General features: G+C 69.7%; 19 protein-coding genes and 1 tRNA gene. 12 read left to right on the top strand and 8 right to left on the bottom strand.

What is annotated here, in order from left to right:
- Window positions 1-28 precede the first annotated feature (28 nt).
- The 3 genes from trxB (at window position 29) to ACWGR4_RS15135 (ending at window position 2,790) form a co-directional block, all read left to right on the top strand.
- The gene (trxB, locus tag ACWGR4_RS15145; protein WP_380003316.1) at window positions 29-976 is read left to right on the top strand and encodes a thioredoxin-disulfide reductase; all 948 of its coding nucleotides are present in this window, start codon (window positions 29-31) and stop codon (window positions 974-976) included.
- 64 nt (window positions 977-1,040) lie between these two features.
- Window positions 1,041-1,367, top strand: a complete 327-nt coding sequence (gene trxA, locus ACWGR4_RS15140; RefSeq protein WP_452133013.1) for a thioredoxin — start codon at window positions 1,041-1,043, stop codon at window positions 1,365-1,367.
- Between the two features lie 244 nt (window positions 1,368-1,611).
- Entirely contained in the window at window positions 1,612-2,790 is a 1,179-nt protein-coding gene (locus ACWGR4_RS15135) for an N-acetylmuramoyl-L-alanine amidase (protein WP_380003314.1), read from the top strand.
- Window positions 2,791-3,272: 482 nt separating this feature from the next.
- On the opposite strand, the gene ACWGR4_RS15130 is transcribed toward ACWGR4_RS15135, so the two are convergent.
- The 8 genes from ACWGR4_RS15130 to rpmH form a co-directional block, all read right to left on the bottom strand.
- Window positions 3,273-4,439, bottom strand: a complete 1,167-nt coding sequence (locus ACWGR4_RS15130; protein WP_380003313.1) for a ParB/RepB/Spo0J family partition protein — start codon at window positions 4,437-4,439, stop codon at window positions 3,273-3,275.
- Complete coding sequence (locus ACWGR4_RS15125) at window positions 4,436-5,368, bottom strand: ParA family protein (RefSeq protein WP_246126980.1); 933 nt, start codon at window positions 5,366-5,368, stop codon at window positions 4,436-4,438. Before ACWGR4_RS15125 ends, ACWGR4_RS15130 begins: the two co-directional genes overlap by 4 nt.
- A 273-nt stretch (window positions 5,369-5,641) precedes the next feature.
- The gene (gene rsmG, locus ACWGR4_RS15120; protein WP_380003531.1) at window positions 5,642-6,394 is read right to left on the bottom strand and encodes a 16S rRNA (guanine(527)-N(7))-methyltransferase RsmG; all 753 of its coding nucleotides are present in this window, start codon (window positions 6,392-6,394) and stop codon (window positions 5,642-5,644) included.
- An 82-nt stretch (window positions 6,395-6,476) separates the two neighbouring features.
- Window positions 6,477-7,028, bottom strand: a complete 552-nt coding sequence (locus ACWGR4_RS15115) for a Jag family protein (protein ID WP_371863052.1) — start codon at window positions 7,026-7,028, stop codon at window positions 6,477-6,479.
- Between the two features lie 68 nt (window positions 7,029-7,096).
- A complete protein-coding gene (gene yidC / locus ACWGR4_RS15110) occupies window positions 7,097-8,263 on the bottom strand; it encodes a membrane protein insertase YidC (protein ID WP_452132422.1) in 1,167 nt (388 codons plus the stop codon).
- A gap of 2 nt (window positions 8,264-8,265) precedes the next feature.
- Window positions 8,266-8,610, bottom strand: coding sequence for a membrane protein insertion efficiency factor YidD (gene yidD, locus ACWGR4_RS15105; RefSeq protein WP_380003311.1), 345 nt, complete (start codon window positions 8,608-8,610; stop codon window positions 8,266-8,268).
- On the bottom strand, window positions 8,607-9,110 hold the full coding sequence (gene rnpA / locus ACWGR4_RS15100; RefSeq protein ID WP_452132421.1) for a ribonuclease P protein component: 504 nt from the start codon (window positions 9,108-9,110) through the stop codon (window positions 8,607-8,609). Before rnpA ends, yidD begins: the two co-directional genes overlap by 4 nt.
- 16 nt (window positions 9,111-9,126) lie before the next feature.
- Entirely contained in the window at window positions 9,127-9,264 is a 138-nt protein-coding gene (gene rpmH, locus ACWGR4_RS15095) for a 50S ribosomal protein L34 (protein ID WP_010849920.1), read from the bottom strand.
- 351 nt (window positions 9,265-9,615) lie between these two features.
- Between rpmH and dnaA the strand changes: the two genes are divergently transcribed.
- The 9 genes from dnaA (at window position 9,616) to ACWGR4_RS15050 (ending at window position 22,453) form a co-directional block, all read left to right on the top strand.
- A complete protein-coding gene (dnaA, locus tag ACWGR4_RS15090) occupies window positions 9,616-11,580 on the top strand; it encodes a chromosomal replication initiator protein DnaA (protein ID WP_452132420.1) in 1,965 nt (654 codons plus the stop codon).
- Window positions 11,581-12,416: 836 nt separating this feature from the next.
- Window positions 12,417-13,550 (top strand): DNA polymerase III subunit beta, encoded by a 1,134-nt coding sequence (gene dnaN / locus ACWGR4_RS15085; RefSeq protein WP_078976313.1) that lies wholly within the window; start codon window positions 12,417-12,419, stop codon window positions 13,548-13,550.
- A gap of 200 nt (window positions 13,551-13,750) precedes the next feature.
- Window positions 13,751-14,692, top strand: coding sequence for a phosphogluconate dehydrogenase (NAD(+)-dependent, decarboxylating) (gene gnd, locus ACWGR4_RS15080; protein ID WP_452132419.1), 942 nt, complete (start codon window positions 13,751-13,753; stop codon window positions 14,690-14,692).
- An 18-nt stretch (window positions 14,693-14,710) separates the two neighbouring features.
- Window positions 14,711-15,868, top strand: coding sequence for a DNA replication/repair protein RecF (gene recF / locus ACWGR4_RS15075; RefSeq protein WP_380003308.1), 1,158 nt, complete (start codon window positions 14,711-14,713; stop codon window positions 15,866-15,868).
- Window positions 15,861-16,376 carry a DUF721 domain-containing protein gene (locus tag ACWGR4_RS15070; protein ID WP_452132418.1) on the top strand — a complete coding sequence of 172 codons (516 nt, stop codon included), beginning with the start codon at window positions 15,861-15,863 and terminating at the stop codon, window positions 16,374-16,376. The genes recF and ACWGR4_RS15070 overlap by 8 nt, the downstream gene beginning before the upstream one ends.
- Window positions 16,377-16,767: 391 nt before the next feature.
- On the top strand, window positions 16,768-18,804 hold the full coding sequence (gene gyrB / locus ACWGR4_RS15065; RefSeq protein ID WP_380003306.1) for a DNA topoisomerase (ATP-hydrolyzing) subunit B: 2,037 nt from the start codon (window positions 16,768-16,770) through the stop codon (window positions 18,802-18,804).
- 81 nt (window positions 18,805-18,885) lie between these two features.
- The gene (gyrA, locus tag ACWGR4_RS15060; protein ID WP_126640253.1) at window positions 18,886-21,510 is read left to right on the top strand and encodes a DNA gyrase subunit A; all 2,625 of its coding nucleotides are present in this window, start codon (window positions 18,886-18,888) and stop codon (window positions 21,508-21,510) included.
- 393 nt (window positions 21,511-21,903) lie between these two features.
- Window positions 21,904-22,329 (top strand): DUF3566 domain-containing protein, encoded by a 426-nt coding sequence (locus tag ACWGR4_RS15055; protein ID WP_452132417.1) that lies wholly within the window; start codon window positions 21,904-21,906, stop codon window positions 22,327-22,329.
- 50 nt (window positions 22,330-22,379) lie between these two features.
- Window positions 22,380-22,453 (top strand) — tRNA-Ile (locus ACWGR4_RS15050).
- Window positions 22,454-22,516: the final 63 nt, after the last annotated feature.

The raw sequence follows: 22,516 nt of genomic DNA, 5'->3' as shown, positions 1-22,516 counted from the left end.
CTCGACAAGGAACCAGGGAAGGCTCAGCGTGAGCGACGTCCGCAACGTGATCATCATCGGATCCGGTCCGACCGGGTACACGGCCGCCGTCTACGCAGCGCGCGCGGACCTGAAGCCGTTGGTCTTCGAAGGCGCCGTCACCGCGGGCGGGGCGCTGATGAACACCACCGAGGTCGAGAACTTCCCCGGCTGGCCGGACGGCATCATGGGTCCGGACCTGATGGACAACATGCGCAAGCAGGCCGAGCGTTTCGGCGCCGAGCTGGTGCCGGACGACATCGTCGCCGTCGACCTCGCGGGCGACGTCAAGACGGTCACCGACAGCGCGGGCACCGTACACAAGGCGCGCGCGGTGATCCTGGCGACCGGGTCCGCCTACCGCAAGCTCTCCCTCCCCAACGAGGACGCGCTGTCCGGCCGCGGTGTGTCCTGGTGCGCCACCTGCGACGGCTTCTTCTTCCGTGACCAGGACATCGCGGTGGTCGGCGGCGGCGACTCGGCGATCGAGGAGGCCACGTTCCTGTCCCGCTTCGCCCGCTCGGTGACGGTGATCCACCGCCGCGACGAACTGCGCGCGAGCAAGGCGATGCAGCATCGGGCGTTCGCGAACGAGAAGATCTCGTTCGCCTGGAACAGCGAGGTCGCCGAGATCCGGGGCGACGGCAAGCTCAGCGGCGTGCAGCTGCGCGACACCGTCACCGGCGAGCTGCGCGACCTGGCGGTCACCGGCCTGTTCATCGCGGTCGGCCACGACCCGCGCACCGAGCTGGTGCGCGGCCAGATCGACCTCGACGACGAGGGCTACATCAAGGTCGACGCGCCGACCACGCGGACCAACCTCACCGGCGTCTTCGCGGCGGGCGACGTCGTGGACCACACCTACCGCCAGGCGATCACCGCGGCCGGCACCGGCTGCGCGGCCGCCCTGGACGCCGAGCACTACCTCGCCTCGCTCGCCGACGGCGCGAGCGCCTGACCGCGCCCACACCCCGTCGTCCGTCCTTCATCCGTCCCACCCCCAGCACACCGAGGAGCAACCCATGGCAGGGGCCACCACCACAGTCACCGACAAGACCTTCGACACAGACGTCCTGATGAGCGACAAGCCCGTGCTCGTCGACTTCTGGGCCGAGTGGTGCGGCCCCTGCCGCCAGATCGCCCCGGCGCTCGAGCAGATCGCGGCGGAGAACAGCGACAAGCTCTCCGTGGCGAAGCTGAACATCGACGAGAACCCGGAGATCACCACCCGCTACGGCGTGCTGTCGATCCCGACCCTGCACGTGTTCCAGGGCGGCGAGATCGTCAAGACGATCGTCGGCGCCAAGCCGAAGGCGGCGCTTATGCGGGAGCTCGACGGGCTCATCTGAGTCGATCGCATCGGCCGTGCGCGAAGGGCGCTTCCCGGAACCGGGGAGCGCCCTTCGCGCGTGTCAGGGCGTACCGGCCGGCGGCGACGACCGGGCCACGCGCACGCACCGCCGGACGCGCGCCCGACCCGCCCCGGCGCGCGGTGTGGAATCGAGGCCCCCCGGACCCCCGCTCCGGTACGGGAAGGACCGGATGCGCGCGTACGATCGAGTGTTGCGTCAAAACTCGGGAGGACTTCTTTCCATGACCATGCAGCGGCGGTACCGACGCGGTGACACCGGCCCCGCAGTGGCCGAGATCAGGTCCAAACTGGTGCTGCTCGGCCTCCTGCCCGCCGGTGCCCCCAGGCCGACCGACACCGGCGGTCCGGACGGCCTCGGCGGCTACGCGGACGCAGTGTTCGACGACTCCGTGGACCTCGCCGTCCGGCACTTCCAGCAGCAGCGCGCGATGACCGTGGACGGCGTCGTCGGCCCGGAGACCTACCGTCACCTCGACGAGGCACGGTGGCGCCTCGGCGACCGCATGTTGTCCTACTCGGCCGGCCACCCCACCGTCGGGGACGATGTGGCCACCCTCCAGCAGCGGTTGCTCGACATGGGCTTCGACTGCGGCCGGGTGGACGGCATTCTGGGCCCGGCCACCGAGCGCGCCCTGCGCGAATTCCAACGCAACTACGGACTCGGCGCGGACGGTACGTGCGGACCGGCCACGTTCCGAGCCCTCGACCGGCTCGCGCGCACGGTCGTCGGCGGCCAACCGCACGCGATGCGCGAGTCCGAACTGCTGCACCGCTCCGGCCCGTCGCTGGCCGGCAAGACCGTGGTGATCGACCCGGGCCACGGCGGCGCGGACGCCGGCGTGGTCGCACACGGGCTGACCGAGGCCGAGGTGATGTGGGACCTGGCCCGGCGCCTGGAGGGCCGCCTGTCCGCTCTGGGCGTGCGCGCCTACCTCACCCGCGGGCCGGCCGAGGACGGCATCGGCGAGGAGGAGCGGGCGGCCTTCGCCAACGCCACCGACGCCGACCTCGTGATATCCCTGCACGCGGATCGCAACGACAGCCCGCGTGCCGCCGGGGTCGCGTGCTACTACTACGGCAGCGGCAGCGACCGGTACGGGCGACGCTCGCCCACCGGGGAGCACTTCGCGAGCCTGGTCCAGCGCGAACTCGTGGCGCGTACCGGCATGGTGGACGGCCGCACCCACGGCAAGGCGTGGACACTGCTGCGACGCACCCGGATGCCCGCCGTGCGCATCGAGATGGGCTACCTCACCAACGTGGACGACGCGGCCCGGCTCGCCTCCTCGGAATTCCGCGACCACGCCGCCGAATCGGTCGTCGTGGCCCTCCAGCGGCTCTACCTGCCGCCGGACGAGGACGTGCCCACGGGGATGTTGCGGCTGCCCGTCTTCACCTGACCGTCCGCGCCGAAGCGGGCGGCGGACGATCACCACACACCGGATCGATCCCTTTCCCGACCTGCTTCCGCGCCCCCACCGATCGCGGCTACCCGCCCGGCCGTGCCCGGGCGGTCCGATCCGTCGGGCCGTCCCGATCCACCGGCCACCGTGAGCCCTGCGGCAGCGCATGGACCGGGATCGCGGGACCCGCGGGCGTCCACGGCGACGGACCGGGCACCCGAGACCGCGGCGAGCCACCGAGCAGGCCGCCGACGAACCCGCCGACGGCGCCCACGCCCAGACCCGCCAGGATCCAGCGCTTCGACCTCATCGTCCCTCCAGGGGTGCGGACAGGTTTCACGTGAAACATCGGCACGCCGCGATCTCCGGCGGCGGCGCGTTTCACGTGAAACACAAGCAAGGAAGGGGCCCGCGGTCAACGACCGCGGGCCCCTTCCCACTCTCCTTTGCCGAGCCGCTACGGGCCCATGGCGATGCCGCTACGGGACGAGCACCGAAGTCTCCGCGTCGTCCGTGTCGTTCGCGGCGGCCGACGTCGCCTCGGCTCCCGCCTCCTGCGCCGACGCCGTGACACCGGCCGCCGCCGCGCCGCGAGCCCGCCCGGCCTGGCTCGGCACCTCCCGCTCGGCGAGCTGCTTGGCGAACTGGTCACCCTCGCCGGGCGCCATCGAGGCGAGAATGCGCTCCAGGTCCTCGACCGAGGCGAACTCGACGACGATCTTGCCCTTCTTCGGACCGAGCACCACCTTCACCTCGGTCTCGAACCGGTCCTTGAGCCGATCCGCGAGATGGTTCAGCGCGGGCGCCACGATCGCGCCCGGACGCGGCTTCTGCGGCTTCGGTTTCGCCGCCGGTTCCTGGTTGTTGATCGTGCGCGCGATCTCCTCGACCGTACGCACCGTCATGCCCTCGGCGATGATCCGCTTCGACAGCTTGATCAGCTCGTCGGGCCGATCCAGCAGGGCCAGCAACGCACGCGCGTGCCCGGCGAGCAACGTGCCCGCCGCCACCTTGGTGCGCACCTCCATCGGCAGCCGCAGCAGCCGCATCGTGTTGCTCAGATGCGAACGCGAACGACCGATACGATCCGCCAGCTCCTCCTGCTTGCACCGGAACTCCTCCAGCAACTGCTGGTAGGCCAGTGCCTCTTCGAGCGGGTTCAGCTCGGCACGGTGCAGGTTCTCCAAGAGCGCGTCGAGCAGCATCTTGTCGTCGTTGGTCACCCGCACGATCGCCGGGATGCGGGTCAGCCCGGCGATCCGGGAGGCCCGCAACCGGCGCTCGCCCATCACCAGTTCGTAGCTGCCCTCGTTGGTCGAGCGCACCACGACCGGCTGGAGGACACCCACCTCCCGGATCGACTGCACCAGTTCGGCCAGCGCGTCCTCGTCGAACACCTCACGCGGCTGCCGCGGGTTCGGCTCGATCAGATCGACGAGCAGTTCGGCGTACAGCGCGGCCGGCGGAGCCGGTTCGGTCTTCGGCGCATCCTGCAACGGCACCGAGGTCGGCGACAGGGCCGACTCGTCCGTCGCTATCTCCGCCATCTTCCGCAAGGTCGCCGCGGCGGAGGAGGACGGCTTCAACGGCCGGGCCGGGATGAGCGATTCGAGCCCCTTGCCCAATCCCCTGCGTTGTCCGCTCATACTTCCTCCTTCGCCTTCGCCACACCGCGCAGCGCCATCTCCCGAGCCGCTTCAAGATACGACAACGCTCCGGTGGACCCCGGGTCGTAGGTCATCACGGTCTGCCCGTAGCTGGGCGCCTCGGAGATGCGGACCGAACGCGGGATCGCGGTGGGCAACACCTCGTCCGGGAAGTGGTCGCGCACCTCCTGGGCCACCTGCGAGGCCAACCGGGTCCGGGCGTCGTACATCGTCAGCAGGATCGTCGAGACGCCGAGGTTCGGGTTCAGGTGTGCGCGGACCAGTTCCACGTTGCGCAACAACTGGCCCAGCCCCTCCAGCGCGTAGTACTCGCACTGGATCGGGATGACCACCTCGGCGCCCGCCACGAGCGCGTTCACCGTCAGCAGCCCGAGCGAGGGCGGGCAGTCGATCAGGATGTAGTCCAGCGGCTGCTCGTAGGCGGCGATCGCACGTTGCAGCCGGCTCTCCCGAGCGACCAACGAGACGAGTTCGATCTCGGCCCCGGCGAGGTCGATCGTGGCCGGGGCACAGAACAGTCCCTCGACGTCGCGCACGGGCTGCACGACCTCGGCCAGATCGCGACCCTCGACCAGCACCTCGTAGATCGACGGCGTGCCGGCGTGATGGTCCACCCCGAGCGCGGTGGAGGCGTTGCCCTGGGGGTCGAGGTCTATCACCAGCACGCGCGCGCCGTGCATCGCCAGCGCGGCCGCGAGGTTCACGGTCGACGTGGTCTTGCCGACGCCGCCCTTCTGGTTCGCGACCACCATGACGCGGGTGCGCTCGGGGCGGGGCAACCCCTCCGAGGCGCGCCCCATCGTCTCCACGGCCTGTCTGGCCGCGCGGGCGATCGGGGTGTCTTCGATACCGGGCGCCTCTGTTTCACGTGAAACGTCGACGGCGGCACCCACACGGGGCGCCGGCATCGAGGCTGTCGGATACTCGGACGGCAACGGTCCACTCTCCTCTCCTGCCGCGGCGACATGGGAACTCGGGCCGACGGAATGACCACGCACTGCGGCGGCACCCTCAGAGGGTGTCACGTTCCGGCGCGCCTCAGGTGAGTAGAAGCGTTTCCACGGAAGGCGTTTCACGTGAAACACGATCCCGGGTGCGGTCGGGGGACGGCGTTCACGACACACCCCGAGCGGGCAGGAACGGCGTTTCAGCCGTCCGGCCCAACCCGTGGGCGAGTTCGCCTACTTGGCGGGGCGCCGCCGGGCCGGCTTGGCGGTTCGGCGCGCCTTGGCCGCCTTCGACTCCTTGGGCGCGACGGTGCCGATCCGTACCCGCACGACGGTGGTCAGCGGATCCACGATCCCGGCACCCGCATGCGCGACCGCCCACGACACCGCGCCGAGTTTGCGCAGATCCGCCTCCGACTCCAGCAGTTCGTCGGCGGCCGAGTCGCCCTTGAGCGCCAACATCTCGCCGCCGGAGGCGAGCAGGGGCAGCCCCCATCCGGCGAGCTTGGCCAGCGGCGCCACCGCGCGCGCGGTGACCACGTCGGCCCAGGTACGCCCGCGCACCTCCTCGGCACGGCCGCGCAGCACCCGTACGTTGTCCAGGCCCAGTTCGTCGACCACCTCGTCGAGGAACGTGGTGCGCCGCAGCAGCGGCTCGACGAGGGTGATCCGCAGGTCCGGACGGACCAGGGCGAGCGGAATGCCGGGCAGGCCCCCGCCCGAGCCGACGTCGTGCACGATCGCGTTCTCCGCGATCAATTCGGCGACCACCCCGCAGTTGAGCAGGTGCCGCTCCCAGAGCCGGCCGACCTCACGCGGACCGACCATGCCGCGGCGCACGCCGGGGCCGGCCAGCATGTCGGCATAGCGGATCGCGCGGTCGAGGTTGGCCCCGAAGAGCCGCCCTGCCGCTTCCGGAGCCTCGGGCGCGCGTTCGTCCGCCGGCGGGTCGGGGGTCGTGTCGTCCTGACGTTTCACGTGGAACATCATCCCAAGAACGGCGCCGGCCCCACCTGTGGTGCAGGTGGGGCCGGCGCGACGGTTGGCGGAAACGGATCCGGGGATCCGATCAGGCGGGCAGGACGACGACGCAGCGATTGGGCTCCTCGCCCTCCGACTCGCTGCGCAGTCCGGCCTCCGCGACGGTGTCGTGCACGACCTTGCGCTCGAACGGGGTCATCGGCTCGAGCTTGAGCGAGGTACCCGCGGCCTTGACCCGTTCCACCGCTTCACCGGCGATCCGCGCCAGGTTCGCCCGCTTGGCGGCACGGAACCCGTCCACGTCCAGCATCAGCCGGCTGCGCTCGCCGGTCTCCCGGTGCACCGCGAGTCGGGTCAGCTCCTGAAGGGCCTCCAGGACCTCACCGTCACGACCGACGAGGCGCTTGAGGTCGGCGCCGGAGGATTCGCTCTCCTCGCCCGCGATCACCGAGACCGACGCGCGCCCGCCCTCGACGTCCATGTCGATGTCGCCGTCGAGGTCGGCGATGTCGAGCAGGGCCTCCAGGTAGTCCGCGGCGATCTCACCCTCCTGTTCCAGACGGCTGATCTCCTCCGCGGTGAGCGTGATCCGACGCGACGCGGCGGGTGAGTCGACGGCGGGGGTCGTGCCTTCCGTCACAGGGGAACTCCTTTGTGGACGAGTGAGCGAGTCGTGGGGGTGGGCGGCGGCCGGCCCGTCGAGGGCGGTCACTTCTTCCTCGGGTGCTTCCGGCCCTGGGTCGGCCGGCGCTGACCGGCGTTGCGCGCACCGGAGTGCGGCGTCCGCGCGGTCGAGCCCTTGACCGCGCCGTTCGACCTGGCGGGTGTACCCGAGCCGTTGCGCGTCGCGGTGTCGGTGTCGGCGGTCTCCTCGGCGTCGGCACCGGCCGCCTCCGCCTCGTCCCGGGCCCGAGCCTTGCGCTGCGACTTGGTCAGTCGGGTGGGCTGCTGGCGCCGGGCGGCCTGGGCCTTGATCTCCGCCTGCTGGGCGTCGTACTCGGCCTGGTCCATCAGCTTGCCGTCGGGCAGCAGCACCTTGCCCTGCTTGCGCGCCTTCTCCGCCAGCTTCTCCTGCCGCACCTTGAACGCCGGGCTGCCGGGGGTGGGGTTGCGGTTGATCACGAACAGCTGCTGACCCATCGTCCACACGTTCGTGGTGAGCCAGTAGACGAGCACACCGACGGGGAAGTTGATGCCGAAGACCGCGAACATGATCGGGAACGCGTACATCATCAGCTTCTGCTGCTTCGCGAACGGGTTGCCCACGAGCGAAGCGGGGTCGGTGTTCTTCGTCATCAGCTGACGCTGGGTGAAGAACTGCGACCCGGACATCAGGATGATCATCACGACCGTGACGATGCGCACCGTGGTGAGGTCGGCCCCGAGGCTGGCGATCTTGGCCGCCGAGTCGGTGAACTTGGCGGCGATCGGCGCGCCGAAGATGTGCGCCTGCTGGGCACTGTTCACCAGGTCGCGGTCGATGACGCCGACCGTCTTGTTCTGCGACACCCGCTGGAGCACGTGGAACAGGGCGAAGAAGAACGGCGACTGCACCAGGATCGGAAGGCAGCTCGAGAGCGGGTTGGTGCCCGTCTCCTTGTAGAGCTTCATCATTTCCTGGGACTGCCGCTCGCGGTCGTCCTTGTACCGCTTCTGGACTTCCTTGATGCGCGGCTGCAGCGCCTGGAGTCCACGGGTCGCCTTGATCTGCTTCACGAAGAGCGGGATCAGGCAGATCCGGATGACGACCACGAGGCAGACGATGGACAGCCCCCACGACCAGCCGCTGTTCTCGCCGAAGATCGGGCTGAACAACGAGTGGAATTGGACGATGATCCACGAGACGGCGGTATATAGGGGGTTAAGAATCCCCACGGTCAAGCTCCTCGGGCGGTGGTGTTCGCACCGGGCGCGGGCTCGGTACGGCCGGTGCTGGACGTCTGCTGCCGCTCCTGCGGCTCCGACTCCGAGCGCGACTTCCGCTCGGGAAGTCGCCACGGTCGGCGTGTGCGCGGCGGCACAGGATCGACACCGCCAGAGTTCCAGGGGTTGCAGCGCAGGATGCGCCACACGGTGAGGTAGGTGCCCTTGACGGCACCGTGCACGGACATCGCCTCATACCCATAATGCGAGCACGACGGGTAGAAGCGACACACCGGCCCCAGCATCGGGCTGATCGTCCACTGATAGACCCGAATGAACCCCATGAACAGGTACTTCACGCCGTCGCTCCCGGCTTGGCCGCGGGCCCATCCGCTCGAACCGCGACGGGGCGCCCGGCCCGGCCCAGGAGCCGGTCGAACGCTGCGTCCAGATCCCGTGCCAGGTCGGAATGGTCCGCCTGGGCTGCGGGTGGCAATGCCCGTACCACGACCAGGCTACCTGCCGGGAGCAGGGCCATCCGATCGCGTATGAGGTGGCGTAGCCGACGCTTGACGACGTTACGGACAACAGCGGGGCCGACGGCCTTGCTCACGACGAAACCCGCACGCGGTGGTGGAGCGTGCTCCACTTCCGCGTGCGGGTCCTCTGCCACAGATTGGCGCAGGGTGTCCGGCTCGGACGGCTGCGCGGTCGCCGGGGTGTACGTGGGCGCGCCGAGCCCGCTCGTCTCCTGGCGATGCAGGTGGACGACCAGGCTCGGACGGCCGGCTCGACGCCCGCGGCGAACCGCGATCGCGAAGTCCTCGCGCCGCCTCAGCCGGTTATCGGCAGGCAGCACGGAGAGATCCGCGAACTCAGGCGGAAAGCTCCGCGCGGCCCTTGCGGCGACGGGCAGCAAGGATGGCGCGACCGGCACGGGTGCGCATGCGCAGCCGGAACCCGTGGGTCTTCGCCCGGCGACGGTTGTTCGGCTGGAAGGTGCGCTTGCTCACTCGGGGGCTCCAGGATTTGAATCGTGGGCCGGCAGAAAAGACCGCCGGCCACCACCGTACGTCCGCATCGACATGATCTCGGACATGCGGCAGCGGTCGTCAGACAACTAGACCGGCCCACGGTACGTACCAACAGGGGACGGGGTCAAATGGGGGATCCGGGGCACGTCGCCCACCTGCGGAAACGCCCCGTCGGGCAGGCTGTGCACAGGCTGTGGACAACGGCTTGAGCGGGTGGATGGCCGCCACTACCGTGAACTGGTGGAGTCGGACCGGAGCGCTCGCTCCCGGGGTCCGGGACACTGGGAGCCCTCCCGAGACCTGCGTCGATGCAATGAAAGAGCGTGCACTGTGGCTGACATCACCAGCGACCTCGCCGCAGTCTGGGCACGGTTCCTGGAACGACTGGCCACCGACGACTCGGTCACGGCCAAGGACAAGGGATGGCTCCAGCGCACCCAGCCGCTGACCCTCTTCTCCGACACCGCACTGCTCGCGGTGCCCAACGAGTTCGCCAAGGAAGTGCTGGAGACCCGGCTCCGCCAGGTGGTGACGGACGCGCTGAGCCACGGTTTCGGGCGGCCGATCCGCTTCGCGGTCAGCGTCGAGCCGGGCGCGGGCGAGCCGGAGCAGGTGCCCGAGCGGCACGAGCGCTCGCCCCGGCACGACGACTACAACCCCGGCCCGTACGGGCGTCCCGCCTACGGCGACCGCTACGGCCGCGACGGCTACCCCCAGGAGCCCTACCCGCAGGAGCCGTACGGCCAGCAGCCGTATCGCCAGGACCGCGACCCGTACGCCGAGCCGCAGTACCAGCAGGACTACCCGCACGAGCGCTACGCGCCCGGACCGTATCGGGACCAGCGTGATCCCCGCGAGCCGCGTGATCCCCGGGAGGCGCGCGAGGGCCGGGACGGTCGGGATCCGCGAGATCGCGACCACCGGGACGCCCGCGATCCGCGCGATTCCCGTGATCAATACGGATATGGCGGCGGGCCGGGCGGCTCGTCCGACCATCCGGGAATCCCGCCGTCCGACGGAACGCTCTTCGCCGATCGCGAAGACCTGTTCGGGGCACCCGGCTTTTCCACACCCTCCGTCCACAGCTTTGTGGATAATTCGACACATCAATCCGGCGACAGAGAGCCGGTTTCGGGCGCCCCGCAGCCGCCGCAGCAGTCGCCGCCCCACCAGCCGCCCTCGGTCCCGCCGGCCGACGTGCCCGGGAATCGGCCGCTGCGGCTGGCCCGGCCGGGCACCGGTCGCGAGCACGGGGTGGTCGAGCACGAGCCCGCCGCGCGGCTGAACCCCAAGTACCTGTTCGAGACCTTCGTCATCGGCTCCAGCAACCGCTTCGCGCACGCGGCGGCGGTGGCCGTGGCCGAGGCGCCCGCGAAGGCGTACAACCCGCTGTTCATCTACGGCGAGTCGGGGCTGGGCAAGACCCACCTGCTGCACGCGATCGGGCACTACGCGAAAAGCCTGTATCCGGGCACCCGGGTGCGCTACGTGAGCTCGGAGGAATTCACCAACGAGTTCATCAACTCGATCCGCGACGGCAAGGCCGACGGCTTCCGCCGACGTTATCGAGATGTCGACGTTTTGCTGGTGGACGACATCCAATTCCTGGAGACCAAGGAGCAGACCCAGGAGGAGTTCTTCCACACCTTCAATACGCTCCACAACGCGAACAAGCAGATCGTCATCTCGTCGGACCGGCCGCCCAAACAGCTGGTGACCCTGGAGGATCGACTGCGCAATCGTTTCGAGTGGGGGCTGTTGACCGACGTCCAGCCGCCCGAATTGGAGACTCGGATCGCGATCCTGCGCAAGAAGGCGATCCAGGAGGGGTTGAACGCGCCGCCGGACGTGCTGGAGTACATCGCCAGCAAGATCTCCCGGAACATCCGCGAGCTGGAGGGCGCACTGATCCGGGTGACCGCGTTCGCGAGCCTGAACCGGCAGCCGGTGGACCTGCAGCTGACCGAGATCGTGCTCAAGGACCTGATTCCGGACAGCGCGGGGCCCGAGATCACGGCGACCACGATCATGGCGCACACTGCGGCCTACTTCGGGTTGTCCGTCGAGGACCTGTGCGGCACCTCGCGCAGCCGGGTGCTGGTGACCGCACGCCAGATCGCCATGTATCTGTGCCGCGAGCTGACCGATCTGTCGTTGCCGAAGATCGGCGCCCAGTTCGGCGGGCGCGACCACACCACCGTGATGCACGCCGACCGCAAGATCCGCTCGCTGATGGCCGAGCGGCGGTCGATCTACAACCAGGTGACCGAGTTGACGAACCGGATCAAGAGCTGATTCGAGCCCCGATCACCCGCTCGGGCCGGCCGGCGTTCCCTTTTCGGGGCGCCGGCCTTCGTGTGTGCGATGTGACCTTCATCTCATCGGCTCCGATGAGGGCGAGTTATCCACCGATCGGCACCGAGTCGGGCATCCACACCATGGGGACGACCTGTTTACCGTCGAGTTCCCCACAATGGCTGCGAGAACCTGGGGAAAACCCCGGCGAGCCGGCAGGTCAGGTTCCTGTGGTGATGTGGAGCGAAGTCCTCCACAGACTGTGGATAACTTTCCCGTGTCACACCGTCCATCGTCGCGTTGTCCGGTTGTCCACGTCCCGTCCACCGGAATTCGCGGCTTGTCCCCAGGTTGTCCACGGATCTGTCCACAGTCGGGCTGGTTTCACCCTTTACGGTGAATCCCGTGCCGAACGGCGTCCGCAGGGGGTGGGGACAAGTGGCCCCCAACCTGGGGATTGATTGGGGACAACCGGGGGTACGGCTGGGGACGACCTGTGGAGCCAATTCGGGCATCCACAGACACAGGGGGTTTATCCACGGGTCCACCCACACCCCGAAGTGGATAAAAAAGCGGCTCTGACCTGCGCATATACCGGTTATCCACGGTATCCACACCCCCTACTACTACGACCACGCGTAGTTCAAGATCGATCCACGGAAAACGGTCGGGGCGGGCCGAATCTGTGGACTGCGGGTTTGCCGGGGGCTGCGCGGGCTGTCGGCGCGGTGCGTCAGACTGTGTCCCGGTGGTAGGCCCCGACGGCCCGACACCGACGCCGAAACGAACGGCGACCAAACGACAGACGGCCGGCAACGGCAGGAGGCGGTGAACCGGTGAAGTTCCGGGTCGAGCGTGACGTTCTCGCTGATGCGGTGGCGTGGACCGCGCGGAGTCTCCCGGCGCGGCCGGCGGTTCCCGTCCTCGCCGGATTGCTCTTGGAGGCGGCGGACCAGCGCCTGACGCTGTCCAGCTTCGACTACGAGGTCTCCGCCCGGGGTGGCGTCGAGGCCGAGGTGGACGAGCCGGGCCGGGTGCTGGTGTCCGGGCGACTGCTCGCCGACATCTCCAAGAGCCTGCCGAACCGCCCCGTCGAGGTGTCCACAGACGGTGCCAAGGTGACCGTGGTCTGCGGCAGCGCCCGCTTCACGTTGCCCACACTCCCTGTGGAGGACTATCCGGCGCTGCCGGAGATGCCCACCGCCGCGGGCGCCGTCGAGGGCGACGTCTTCGCCGCCGCCGTGGCCCAGGTGGCCATCGCCGCCGGCCGCGACGACACGCTGCCGATGCTGACCGGCGTCCGGGTCGAGATCGAGGGCGACCTGGTCACCCTGGCCGCCACCGACCGATACCGGCTCGCGGTCCGCCAGTTCCACTGGAAGCCCGAGGCCGACGGCCTCTCCTCGGCGGTGGCTCTGGTGCCCGCCAAGACGCTCAACGACACCGCCAAGTCGCTGACCCAGGGCGACAGCGTGCAGATCGCGCTGTCCGGGGACAAGATCGGCGAGGGCATGATCGGCTTCGAGGGTTCGGGCCGGCGCACCACCACCCGCCTGCTCGAAGGCGAATTCCCCAAGTACCGCGCGCTGTTCCCGGAGCAGTCGGAGACGGTCGCCACCGTCGAGACCGCGCCGTTCGTGGACGCGGTCAAGCGCGTGTCCCTGGTCGCCGAGCGCAACACCCCGGTGCGGCTGTCCTTCTCCGACGGCCGACTCGTGCTCGAAGCCGGCTCCGGCGACGAGGCGCAGGCGTCCGAGGCGATCGAGGCGGGCCTGGAGGGCGAGGAGATCTCGATCGCCTTCAACCCGACGTTCCTGCTCGAGGGGCTCAGCGCGATCAACTCCCCGGTCGCCCAGATCTCCTTCACCACGTCCACGAAGCCCGCCGTGATGACCGGCAAGCCCGACGTGGAGGCCGAGGCCACCGACGAGTACCGCTACCTGATCATGCCGGTGCGGCTCTCCGGCTGATCCGGGCGGCGTCGAACCGGGCCGGGGCGCAACCGGGTTCGGCCGACGCGCCGGTGCATACCCCGCGAGCGCACGGGCAACCGCTACCCGCGTACCGTCGACGCGGTGAAAGCCCCCGCCCCTACGAGGGCGCCGGGGGTGCGGAAGCGGCCTCGGCGGTGCCCCACCCGGCATCGCAGCAGCGAACGAAGGATTTCAGGATGCAGCTCGGACTCGTCGGCCTCGGCAAGATGGGTGGCAACATGCGCGAGCGGTTGCGCCGCGCGGGCCACACGGTGGTGGGCTACGACCGCAACCCCGACGTGGCGGACGTCCACAGCCTCAAGGAACTTGTGGACACGATCGCCGAGCCGCGCGTGGTGTGGGTGATGGTGCCGGCGGGGGCGCCGACCCAGGCCACCATCGACGAGCTGGGCGAACTGCTGTCCCCGGGCGATGTGGTCGTCGACGGCGGCAACTCGCGCTGGACGGACGACATCAAGCATGCCGAGGCGCTGGCCAAGAAGGACATCGGCTTCGTCGACTGCGGCGTCTCCGGCGGCGTGTGGGGCCGGGACAACGGCTACGCGCTGATGTGCGGCGGGGACGCGGCCGACATCGCCAAGGTGCAGCCGATCTTCGACGCGCTCAAGCCCGAGGGTCCGGCCGGCTTCGTGCATGCGGGCAAGGTCGGTGCCGGGCACTTCGCCAAGATGGTGCACAACGGCATCGAATACGCGCTGATGCAGGCCTACGCCGAGGGCTGGGAACTGCTCGAGGCCGCCGACGTGGTCACCGATGTGCGCGAGGTCTTCCGCAGCTGGCAGGAGGGCACGGTCATCCGTTCCTGGCTGCTCGACCTGGCCGTGCGCGCGATGGACGACGACGAGCACCTGGAGGGCCTGCGCGGCTACGCGGAGGACTCCGGCGAGGGCCGCTGGACGGTCGAGGCGGCGATCGACCACGCCGTACCGCTGCCCGCGATCACCGCGTCGCTGTTCGCCCGGTTCGCCTCGCGTCAGGACGACTCGCCGCAGATGAAGATGGTCGCCGCGCTGCGCAACCAGTTCGGTGGGCACGCGGTCACCGCCGCGTCGACGCACAAGGGCGCCGACGCCCCCGGCGCCGACGTCACGCCGCCGAAGGAGGCCGACGCGGGCTGACCGGCAGCCCGCCCGCCCATGCATGTAGCGCACCTGTCACTCGTCGACTACCGGTCGTACGCCCGGGTCGAGGTTCCCCTCGAACCGGGCGTGACCGCGTTCGTGGGGCCCAACGGCCAGGGCAAGACCAACCTGGTCGAGGCGATCGGCTACCTGGCCACGCTCGGCAGCCACCGGGTCGCCTCCGACGCGCCCTTGGTCCGGCTCGGCGCCGAGCGGGCCTATGTCCGCGCGAGCATCGTCCGCGAGGACGGCCGCAGCGCGCTGGCCGAGTTGGAGATCAACCCCGGCAAGGCCAACCGGGCCCGGATCAACCGCGCGGCCGCCACCCGGCCGCGCGATCTGCTCGGGTTGCTGCGGACCGTGCTGTTCGCGCCGGAGGACCTGGCCCTGGTCAAGGGCGACCCGGGGGAACGCCGCCGGTTCCTGGACGAGTTGTTGACCGCGCGCACTCCTCGGCTGCTCGGGGTGCGGCAGGACTACGACCGGGTGCTCAAGCAGCGCAACACGCTGCTGCGGACCGCGGCGCTGGCCCGTCGGGCGGGCGGCGGCCGCAGCGGGGCGTTGAGCACGCTCGACGTGTGGGACGAACATCTGGCCGCGACCGGCGCCGAGTTGACCGCGGCCCGGCTCGACCTGGTCGCCGCGCTGCAGCCCCTGGTGGACAAGGCGTACGACGCGTTGTCCACAGGCGGTGGACCGATCGTGCTCGACTACCGCAGTTCGATGTCGGAGGACCCGTTGCCCTCGGACCGGGCCGGGATCCACGCGGTGCTCACCGCCGCGATCGCCGCCGGTCGGGCGGCGGAGGTCGAGCGCGGACAGACCCTGGTCGGCCCGCATCGGGACGATCTCGTGTTGCGGCTGGGCCCGTTGCCCGCGAAGGGCTACGCCAGCCACGGCGAGTCCTGGTCGTACGCGCTGGCGCTGCGGCTGGGCTCCTACGAGCTGCTGCGCGCGGACGGGGGCGAGCCGGTGCTCGTGCTCGACGACGTGTTCGCCGAGCTGGACGTCACCCGGCGGGCGCGGCTGGCCGAGATGGTCGCGCACGGCGAGCAGGTGCTGGTCACGGCCGCGGTGGCCGAGGACGTGCCGCCCGCGCTCGTGGGCGCGCGCTACGACGTCGCCGCCGGCGAGGTGCAAAAGGTCGAGGGGACGGGGGTCGAGGGTGAGTGACGAGGGCCACATTCCGCCCGCCGCGGGGGGCGCCGGCGCGGCCGAGCCGACGCGCGGCATCGACCTGGCCCGCGCCGCGCTGACCCAGGCTCGTGCCCAGGCGCGCACCCGGCACGACCACCGGCAGGACCAGGACCGGGCCCGGCGTGGCTTGAAACGCAGCGGTTCCGGACCCGACGACCGCGACCCCCAGCCGCTGCGGCAGATCATGGGGCGCCTGGTCAGCGAGCGCGGCTGGCAGACCCCGGCGGCGGTGCACGGCGTACTCCAGCGCTGGCCGGAAATCGTCGGCCCGGCGCTGGCGGCCAACTGCCGTCCGGAACGTTTCGAGGACGGCGAACTCGTGGTGCGCGCCGAATCCGACAACTACGCCACCCAATTGCGCTGGCTCGCGCCGAAACTGCTCGCCCGGCTCAACCAGGAGCTGGGCGACGGCACCGTCACCTACATCCGCGTCCTCGGTCCGGCCCAGGAGCGCCGCCGGGGCGCGTGGCGCGCCCAGCCATAGACGGTTTCCGGCCACGGGCCACATGGTCCGCGCCGATCCGAGCGGGTGCGCCGGCCGCCGGCGCCCCCGCCGGCGGGGGCGATGTGTCCGGTGTCATACCGGTCTGACACGCTGTCACCATCCGAGTCGCCCGCGCCGCGTGGACAGGCATGAGAGCGATTCGGGACCCCGGGGCAAGTGGGGGGACATGCGACAGGGCACATCAGGGCGCCACACGCGGACACAGGGCCCTTGGGAACCCATCTTTGTGTCGCCCCGACCGGTAGACTGAACCAGCAATACCGCTCATGCGGATCCTGTTTCGACTTCCGCGGCTCCGTGCCCGGGGGCGCGTCGGGCCGGCTGCCTGCCTTCGACGCACCCTGCCGTTCCTGCTCCCGGGCAGGGAGCCGTGCTGTGCCAGAAAGGGCGCTTCGTGGCCGATTCCGGCAACCCCAAGGAGAATGACGTGGCCGGCTCGCCGGAAACCTCTGCCGCGAGCAACGGGCAGTCCTACGGCGCGAGCGACATCCAGGTCCTGGAGGGCCTCGACGCGGTCCGCAAGCGCCCGGGCATGTACATCGGTTCCACCGGTGAGCGCGGTCTGCACCACCTCGTCTACGAGGTCGTGGACAACTCGGTCGACGAGGCGCTGGCGGGGCACGCGACGCACATCGAGGCGACGATCCTCGCCGACGGCGGCGTGCGCGTGGTGGACAACGGCCGCGGTATCCCGGTCGACATGCACCCGGTGGAGAAGAAGCCCGCGGTCGAGGTCGTCCTGACCATCCTGCACGCCGGCGGCAAGTTCGGCGGCGGCGGCTACTCGGTCTCCGGCGGTCTGCACGGCGTCGGCGTCTCCGTGGTCAACGCGCTGTCCTCGCGTCTCGCGGTGGACATCCGCCGCGACGGTTACCGCTGGACGCAGGACTACAAGCTGGGCACCCCCACCGCGCCGCTGGAGCGGCACGAGGCGGCCACCGAGACCGGCACCACGGTCACCTTCTGGGCCGACCCGGACATCTTCGAGACCACGGTCTACTCGTTCGAGACGCTCTCCCGGCGCTTCCAGGAGATGGCCTTCCTCAACAAGGGCCTGACCATCTCGCTCCGGGACGAGCGCCCGGACCACGTGGACGAGAAGGGCGAGCAGCTCGCGGTCACGTACCACTACGAGGGCGGCATCGCCGACTTCGTGCGCTACCTCAACTCGCGCAAGGGCGAGCTGGTCCACCCCTCGGTGATCGACATCGAGGCCGAGGACAAGTCGCGCACCATCTCGGTGGAAGTCGCGATGCAGTGGAACTCGCAGTACACCGAGGGTGTGCACAGCTTCGCGAACACGATCCACACGCATGGCGGCGGCACCCACGAAGAGGGCTTCCGGTCCGCGCTGACCGCGCTGATCAACCGCTACGCGCGGGAGAAGAAGCTGCTCAAGGAGAAGGACGAGAACCTCGCCGGCGAGGACATCCGCGAGGGTCTGACCGCGATCATCTCGGTCAAGCTCGGTGACCCGCAGTTCGAGGGCCAGACCAAGGACAAGCTGGGCAACACCGAGGCGAAGACGTTCGTGCAGCGGGTGGTGCACGAACACCTCACCGACTGGCTCGACCGCAACCCGAGCGAGGCCGCGGACATCATCCGCAAGGGCATCCAGGCGGCCACCGCACGGATGGCGGCGCGCAAGGCGCGCGACCTGACCCGGCGCAAGGGTCTGCTGGAGACCGCCTCGCTGCCGGGCAAGCTCAGCGACTGCCAGAGCAACGACCCGTCCAAGTGCGAGATCTTCATCGTCGAGGGCGACTCGGCCGGCGGCTCGGCCAAGTCCGGCCGCGACCCGATGTACCAGGCGATCCTGCCGATCCGCGGCAAGATCCTGAACGTCGAGAAGGCCCGGATCGACAAGATCCTGCAGAACACCGAGGTCCAGGCGCTCATCTCGGCCTTCGGCACCGGTGTGCACGAGGACTTCGACATCGAGAAGCTGCGCTATCACAAGATCATCCTGATGGCGGACGCCGACGTCGACGGTCAGCACATCAACACCCTGCTGCTGACCTTCCTGTTCCGCTTCATGCGCCCGCTGGTCGAGGCCGGCCACGTGTATCTCTCCCGGCCGCCGCTGTACAAGATCAAGTGGAGCCGGGACGACTTCGAGTACGCCTACTCCGACCGCGAGCGCGACGCGCTGCTCGAACTCGGCCGACAGGCGGGCAAGCGGGCCAAGGACGACTCGATCCAGCGCTTCAAGGGCCTCGGCGAGATGAACGCCGAGGAGCTTCGGGTGACCACGATGGACATCGACCACCGCGTCCTGGGTCAGGTCACCCTCGACGACGCGGCCCAGGCCGACGAACTGTTCTCGGTGCTCATGGGTGAGGACGTCGAGGCCCGTCGCTCGTTCATCCAGCGCAACGCCAAGGACGTCAGGTTCCTGGACATCTGACCGGCCGGGGCATCCGCCTGCCGGCGGATATCCACATCCGAGTCGGCCCCACGTCACAGCTCGAAAGGACATTGACCAGCAATGGCCGATGAGAACACCCCGGCGCCCGAAGGCGACCAGGAGGACGCGGTCAACAGCACCGGCGGCCTGCGGATCGAGCCGGTCGGGCTCGAGACCGAGATGCAGCGCAGCTACCTCGACTACGCGATGAGCGTGATCGTCTCGCGTGCCCTGCCCGACGTGCGCGACGGCCTCAAGCCGGTGCACCGGCGCGTGCTCTACGCGATGTACGACGGCGGCTACCGGCCCGAGAAGGGCTTCTACAAGTGCGCCCGCGTCGTCGGTGACGTCATGGGTACGTACCACCCGCACGGCGACACCTCCATCTACGACGCGCTGGTGCGCCTGGCCCAGCCGTGGTCGATGCGCATGCCGCTGGTGGACAGCAACGGCAACTTCGGCTCGCCGGGCAACGACCCGGCCGCGGCCATGCGGTACACCGAGTGCAAGCTCAAGTGGCTGTCCATGGAGATGCTCCGGGACATCGACGAGGAGACCGTCGATCTCCAGGACAACTACGACGGCCGCAACCAGGAGCCGACGGTCCTGCCGGCCCGGTTCCCGAACCTGCTGGTCAACGGGTCCGCCGGCATCGCGGTCGGCATGGCGACCAACATCCCGCCGCACAACCTGCGCGAGGTCGCATCGGGCGCGCAGTGGTTCCTGCAGAACCCGGACGTGTCCGCGGAGGAGCTGCAGGACGCCCTGATCGAGCGGATCAAGGGCCCGGACTTCCCCAGCGGCGCACTGGTCGTCGGCCGGCGCGGCATCGAGGACGCGTACCGCACCGGGCGCGGCTCGATCACCATGCGTGCCGTGGTCGAGGTCGAGGAGATCCAGAACCGGCAGTGCCTGGTGGTCACCGAACTGCCCTACCAGGTCAACCCGGACAACCTCGCGCAGAAGATCGCCGACCTGGTCAAGGACGGCAAGATCGGCGGCATCGCCGACGTGCGCGACGAGACCTCCTCGCGTACCGGGCAGCGCCTGGTGATCGTGCTCAAGCGCGACGCGGTGGCCAAGGTCGTGCTGAACAACCTGTACAAGCACACCCAGCTGCAGGACACCTTCGGCGCGAACATGCTCGCGCTGGTGGACGGCGTGCCGCGTACGCTCTCGATCGACCTGTTCATCCGCAACTGGGTGGACCACCAGATCGAGGTGATCATCCGGCGGACCCGCTTCCGGCTGCGCAAGGCGGAGGAGCGCGCACACATCCTGCGCGGTCTGCTCAAGGCCCTCGACGCGATCGAGGAGGTCATCGCGCTGATCCGGGCCTCGAACACGGTGGACGAGGCGCGTACCGGCCTGATCGGGCTCCTGGAGATCGACGAGATCCAGGCCAACGCGATCCTGGAGATGCAGCTTCGCCGGCTGGCCGCCCTGGAGCACCAGAAGATCACCGCCGAGCACGACGAGCTGATGGCGAAGATCACCGACTACCAGGCGATCCTGGCCTCGCCGGAGCGGCAGCGGCAGATCATCAGCGAGGAACTGGCCGCGATCGTCGAGAAGTTCGGCGACGACCGGCGCAGCCAGCTGGTGCCCTTCGACGGCGACATGTCCATCGAGGACCTGATCGCCGAAGAGGACATCGTCATCACCATCACCCGGGGCGGCTACGTCAAGCGCACCCGGACCGACCTGTACCGCTCGCAAAAGCGCGGCGGCAAGGGTGTGCGCGGGGCGCATCTGAAGCAGGACGACATCGTCGACCACTTCTTCGTGACCACCACGCACCACTGGATCCTGTTCTTCACGAACAAGGGCCGGGTGTATCGGGCGAAGGCGTACGAGCTGCCGGACACCGGTCGTGAGGCGCGTGGGCAACACGTGGCCAACCTGCTGGCGTTCCAGCCCGACGAGAAGATCGCCCAGGTGCTCGACCTGCGCGACTACGAGGTCGCGCCGTATCTGGTGCTCGCGACCAAGGCCGGTCTGGTGAAGAAGACCGCGCTCAAGGAGTACGACACCAACCGCTCGGCGGGCGTGATCGCGATCAACCTGCGCTCGGACGAGGCCGGTGACGACGACGAGGTGATCGGCGCCGAGCTGGTCTCCGCGGACGACGACCTGCTGCTGGTCAGCAAGAAGGCGCAGTCGATCCGGTTCACCGCCACGGACGAGTCGTTGCGGCCGATGGGTCGCGCGACGTCCGGGGTGAAGGGCATGAGCTTTCGCGAAGGCGACGAACTGTTGTCGATGAACGTGGTGCGCGAGGGTACTTTCGTGTTCACCGCCACCGATGGGGGCTTCGCGAAGCGAACCAGTGTGGACGAGTATCGCGTCCAGGGTCGTGGGGGCCTCGGCATCAAGGCCGCCAAGATCGTCGAGGATCGCGGTTCACTCGTCGGGGCACTCGTGGTGGACGACACGGATGAAATCCTGGCCATCACCCTCGGCGGCGGAGTGATCCGTACCCGCGCCGCGGGTGTCCGGCACACCGGACGTGACACGATGGGTGTGCAGCTGATCAACCTGGGTAAGGGCGACGCCGTTGTCGGCATCGCACGTAACGCCGAACCTGAGCCCGAGGCCGAGATCGACCCTGAGGTCGATGGGGCCGAAGCCGGTGCGGCCGATGGCACGCACGAGCCGACCTCCACCATCGCAGGGGAGGTCGCGCCCGGCGGGCAGGAAGGGTGACGCGTGAGCACAGACCGGAAGTCGGCCGGCGGGAGAGGCGAGCGCGCCGACCGGGGTCGAACCGGCGGGCGCGCTGACAGCACGGGTCGCGGCGAGGCGGTGCCGCCGGACGCGGTGCCGCCGAGGCCGGCCGGTCCACCCCCCGTGCACGGGGCCGGGCCCTCCCGGGACGCGGCGGCGCATCCGCCGCGTCCCGCGGGGCCGACCCCGTTCGCGTCCCCCTTCCCTCCCGCGGCTGCGGCGAGCGAGGGTACGGAGCGGCCGCCGGCCGCGGTCAACGGCAGGCCGGCGGCGGCCCGTCCGACGGCGGGGGGCACGATCACCACGCCGCGCCCGATCCGGGGCACCCCGGCCGGCGGGGCCCCGTCGGCCGCCCACCAGCCGGGGCAGCCCATGGCGCAGCAGGGGGGCCGGCCCGGTCCGGGCCCGGAACCGCGGCCGAGCGCGCGCACGCGGCGGGCCCGACTGCGGGCGGCGCGGGTGGATCCGTGGTCGGTGATGAAGGTCGGTTTCCTGCTGTCCCTGGCACTGGGCGTGGTGCTGATGGTGGCGGTGACCGTGTTGTGGCTGGTGCTGGACGGCCTCGGCGTATTCGCCTCGGTCGGCGACACGGTGAAGGAGGCGACCCAGTCGGAGAACAACTCCGGCTTCGACCTCCAACACGTCCTGTCCCTGAAGAACACGCTCTTCTTCAGCGGCATCGTGGCCATCGTCGACGTCATCCTGGTGACCGCACTGGCCACTCTCGGAGCCTTCCTCTACAACCTCACCGCATCCTTCACCGGAGGCATCGAGGTCACCCTGGCGGAGGAGGACTAAGGATTTTGGTGGCGGGCAAGCGGTGCGGTACGCTCTCTGAGCACGCACGCGGGCCTATAGCTCAGACGGTTAGAGCGCTTCCCTGATAAGGAAGAGGCCACAGGTTCAAGTCCTGTTAGGCCCACTCTCGCAAGTGCAGATCAAGGGCCCTTCCCCATGTTTTGGGGGAGGGCCCTTGATCCGTCCC

The organism is Embleya sp. NPDC055664 (genome assembly GCF_053618075.1).
The sequence above is the reverse complement of the archived record's forward strand: the minus strand, read 5'-3'. Positions and strand labels throughout refer to the sequence as shown.

What these genes read in the sequence shown, in the direction of transcription:
- trxA (WP_452133013.1), top strand. Translation starts at nt 1,041, where the DNA reads ATGGCAGGGGCCACCACCACAGTCACCGACAAGACCTTCGACACAGAC.
- ACWGR4_RS15135 (WP_380003314.1), top strand. Translation starts at nt 1,612, where the DNA reads ATGACCATGCAGCGGCGGTACCGACGCGGTGACACCGGCCCCGCAGTG.
- ACWGR4_RS15130 (WP_380003313.1), bottom strand. Translation starts at nt 4,439, where the DNA reads ATGAGCGGACAACGCAGGGGATTGGGCAAGGGGCTCGAATCGCTCATC.
- ACWGR4_RS15125 (WP_246126980.1), bottom strand. Translation starts at nt 5,368, where the DNA reads ATGCCGGCGCCCCGTGTGGGTGCCGCCGTCGACGTTTCACGTGAAACA.
- rsmG (WP_380003531.1), bottom strand. Translation starts at nt 6,394, where the DNA reads ATGTTCCACGTGAAACGTCAGGACGACACGACCCCCGACCCGCCGGCG.
- gnd (WP_452132419.1), top strand. Translation starts at nt 13,751, where the DNA reads ATGCAGCTCGGACTCGTCGGCCTCGGCAAGATGGGTGGCAACATGCGC.
- recF (WP_380003308.1), top strand. Translation starts at nt 14,711, where the DNA reads ATGCATGTAGCGCACCTGTCACTCGTCGACTACCGGTCGTACGCCCGG.
- gyrA (WP_126640253.1), top strand. Translation starts at nt 18,886, where the DNA reads ATGGCCGATGAGAACACCCCGGCGCCCGAAGGCGACCAGGAGGACGCG.
- ACWGR4_RS15055 (WP_452132417.1), top strand. Translation starts at nt 21,904, where the DNA reads ATGGCGCAGCAGGGGGGCCGGCCCGGTCCGGGCCCGGAACCGCGGCCG.